Raw genomic sequence first — 2909 nt, forward strand, 5'->3', positions numbered from 1 at the left:
CAACGGGCTGGGCGAGAGGTCCATTTCCGACTAGGTACGCAGCCTATCGACACGCTATGTCGGCACGCTCGTGACACACACGCGCGGCTCTCGCCTTTAACGCGGACATATTGCGGACACGCGAGATTTTGGTACTGAGGCGGTTTCGGCTAAGTCATTGGAAATGTTGGTGGGCGCACCAGGGCTCGAACCTGGGACCCGATGATTAAGAGTCATCTGCTCTACCAACTGAGCTATGCGCCCGGAAGTCGGCCCCGGAAAGCCTTCGCAAGTGGGCGTCGTTTAGCAAAGCGACTCCCCGATGTCCAGCAAGCCCGGCGGGTTTTCCCGGCGATCCGGACCGCTTCAACACAGCACAAGCCGCCGGAATTGCCGCGGCTTTTGCTTCAATTCCGTGCCGCCGAAATCGGCCGGTTCAGAGCCGTTCCGGTCCGCCCTGACTACGGTCATCCCGGCCGTCATGCCGGTCCTGGCCGTGATCCCTGTCGCCCCCCATCATGCCGTGCTCGAAGCCATGGTGCCGCCAGCTTCGGCCAAACCGGCCTTCCATATGCGTCAGAATAGCGAGGCGACGCTTCTGGCCGTCATCGAGCGTCTTGTAGAGGGGGTCTGCGGCGTCCGCGATCTTTTTCAGAGCCGCCGCCGAACTTATCATGTTGTCGGCGCGCTGACGTAGCCTGGCCACCGGATCGGCCGGTTTCTGCTGATCCTGCGATTCATTCCGCCGTGCCTCCATCCGCGCGTTGGCGCGTTCGAAACGCAGCTTCGCGAAATCACGCACCGCGCTTTCCACTGGCGGCCACAACTTCTCCTGCTCGGCGTTGAGCTTCAAACCGGCATGGACGGCGGCGATCCGCGCGTCGGTAAAAGCGGCGCGATCCTCGGCACTGAGCCGCATGTGCCGCATGTGCTCGTGAAACCACGGACGATGTTGCGCATAGACCGCGGTCGAACCGGCGATGGCAAGAGCCGCGATCCCGGCAATGGCGAAGTTCTTCATATGGGCCTCCTCTGAAGCTACCCGCGAAGATGAGCACCCCACGCGGCGCAATCAACTTACGTTTTCGAAATACTGCGCCGCCTTACAAAAATGTAATCTCGCGTCAAATCATTCCCAATGCTCGCGGGAGCCACAGCGATATCTCTGGGACGTAGGTGATAAGCCCAAGGAATACCAGCATGGCGCACAGCCAGGGCAGCACCGCGATCGTGATTTCGCTGATACCCATCTTTGCGATGCCGCTGGCAATATACAGATTGAGGCCGACTGGCGGATGGCACAATCCCACCTCCGTATTCACGATCATGAAGATCCCGAGGTGAACCGGATGGATGCCGATCTTGGTCGCAAGTGGAAACAGGATCGGCGCCATGATCAGCAGGATCGACGACGGGTCCATCACGTTACCAGCCGCCAGCAACAGGATGTTGACCACCAGCAGGAACATCCACAGGCTGAAATTCTTGTCGATGATCCAGGCCGCCATTTCCTGCGGAATCTGTTCGTGCGTCATCAGGAACGAGAACAGCACCGCGTTGGTAATGATGTAGAGCAGCATCGAGCTCATGCTCGCGGCCTGCAGAAGCACCTTGCCCACTTCAAGCAGCTTTAGCTCTTTGTAGACGAACACGGTGATGAAGAAGGCGTAGACCGCGGCAACCGCTGCGGCTTCCGTCGGCGTAAAGACGCCGCCGTAGATACCGCCGAGCACGATTACGATCAGCAGCAGTCCCCAGGCACTTTCACGAAACGCGGACCATTGCTGCCCTAACGTGGCTCTGGGCATTCGCGGATAGTCGTTGCGCCAGGCGATGAACCAGGTCACCGCAGCGAGCATCGATGCCAGGATGAGACCCGGCACGATTCCGGCCATGAACAGGGCGCCGATCGACGTGTTGGTGGAAACTCCGTACAGCACGAGGATGATCGAGGGAGGCACCAGGATGCCGAGCGCGCCCGAGGTCGAGATCACACCGACGCCGAAGCGGCGTGGATAGCCGTGTTCGACCATCGCCGGCATCATGATCGAGCCGATCGCGACCACAGTAGCGACGCTGGATCCCGAAATAGCGGCGAACATCGCGCACGCGGTCACCCCGGCAAGTCCGAGGCCGCCGGGCAGATGGCCGACCAGCGAGGTCGTGAACGCAATCATCCGGCGGGCGACCCCGCCCCGTGTCAGGAAGGTGCCGGCCAGGATGAAAAACGGAATCGCCATGATCCCAAAGTTATCGAGGCCGGAAAACAATTTCAGCCCGACGCTCTCGATCGGCACCTCGGTCATCGTGAACAGGAATGTCAGCACGGTGAGGCCGAGCGAAATCGAGATCGGCATCCCCGTCAGCATCAATGCGAACAGCAGTCCGAAAATCAGGGCGGCGCTCATCACGCCTCTCCCACGGCGATCGGCGCGGTCGGACTGACTTCGACTCCCTCGACATGCGTCGCGTCATGATGCGGCAGGTCGCCGGTCCTGTAATAGGTCCATGACACCTGCAGAAAGCGAAAGCACATCAGGTAGGAGCCGAGCGGAATGCACGCGTACACCAGCCAACTCGGTAATTCCAGATCGGGCGAAACCTGATCGGTACTCATCAGTTCGAGCACGAACTTGGCGCCCATCGAGCCGACGATGAGCGTAAAGAGCGCGCCGCCCAGCAGCCCGAACAGAATGACGCCCTTGCGCCAGCGCGCGTTGAGATGATTGATCAGGACGTCGACGCCGACATGGATACCGGTGCGCACGCCATAGGCTGCACCGAATTTTGCCATCCAGATGAACATGTAGATGCACAACTCCTGCGCCCAGGAGATGTGAATGAGGATCAAATAATCATACAGGAACGGCACGCCGGTGCCGAAGCGATGGACCACGGAGATAAAAATCAGAATCGTCGCGGCCGCCATC

3 protein-coding genes and 1 tRNA gene are annotated in these 2909 nt (G+C 60.0%); all 4 read right to left on the minus strand.

Going from position 1 to position 2909, the window contains the following annotated elements; all coding sequences use genetic code 11:
- Positions 1–167: 167 nt before the first annotated feature.
- A tRNA-Lys gene (locus VJV58_RS04250) sits at positions 168–243 on the minus strand.
- Between the two features lie 172 nt (positions 244–415).
- Positions 416–1000: a Spy/CpxP family protein refolding chaperone gene (locus tag VJV58_RS04255; protein WP_324136098.1), complete on the minus strand. Its 585-nt coding sequence runs from the start codon at positions 998–1000 to the stop codon at positions 416–418.
- 103 nt (positions 1001–1103) lie between these two features.
- Positions 1104–2387: a TRAP transporter large permease subunit gene (locus VJV58_RS04260; RefSeq protein WP_324136099.1), complete on the minus strand. Its 1284-nt coding sequence runs from the start codon at positions 2385–2387 to the stop codon at positions 1104–1106.
- Positions 2387–2908 carry a TRAP transporter small permease gene (locus VJV58_RS04265; protein ID WP_324136100.1) on the minus strand — a complete coding sequence of 174 codons (522 nt, stop codon included), beginning with the start codon at positions 2906–2908 and terminating at the stop codon, positions 2387–2389. Before VJV58_RS04265 ends, VJV58_RS04260 begins: the two co-directional genes overlap by 1 nt.
- Position 2909 lies beyond the last annotated feature (1 nt).

Origin of the sequence: Bradyrhizobium sp. (assembly GCF_035273305.1) — a bacterium.
Taxonomy (GTDB): Bacteria; Pseudomonadota; Alphaproteobacteria; order Rhizobiales; family Xanthobacteraceae; genus Bradyrhizobium.

Bases quoted from the DNA above. Each gene is read 5' to 3' on its own strand.
- VJV58_RS04255 (WP_324136098.1), bottom strand. From the start codon at position 1,000: ATGAAGAACTTCGCCATTGCCGGGATCGCGGCTCTTGCCATCGCCGGT.
- VJV58_RS04260 (WP_324136099.1), bottom strand. From the start codon at position 2,387: ATGAGCGCCGCCCTGATTTTCGGACTGCTGTTCGCATTGATGCTGACG.
- VJV58_RS04265 (WP_324136100.1), bottom strand. From the start codon at position 2,908: ATGGCGGCCGCGACGATTCTGATTTTTATCTCCGTGGTCCATCGCTTC.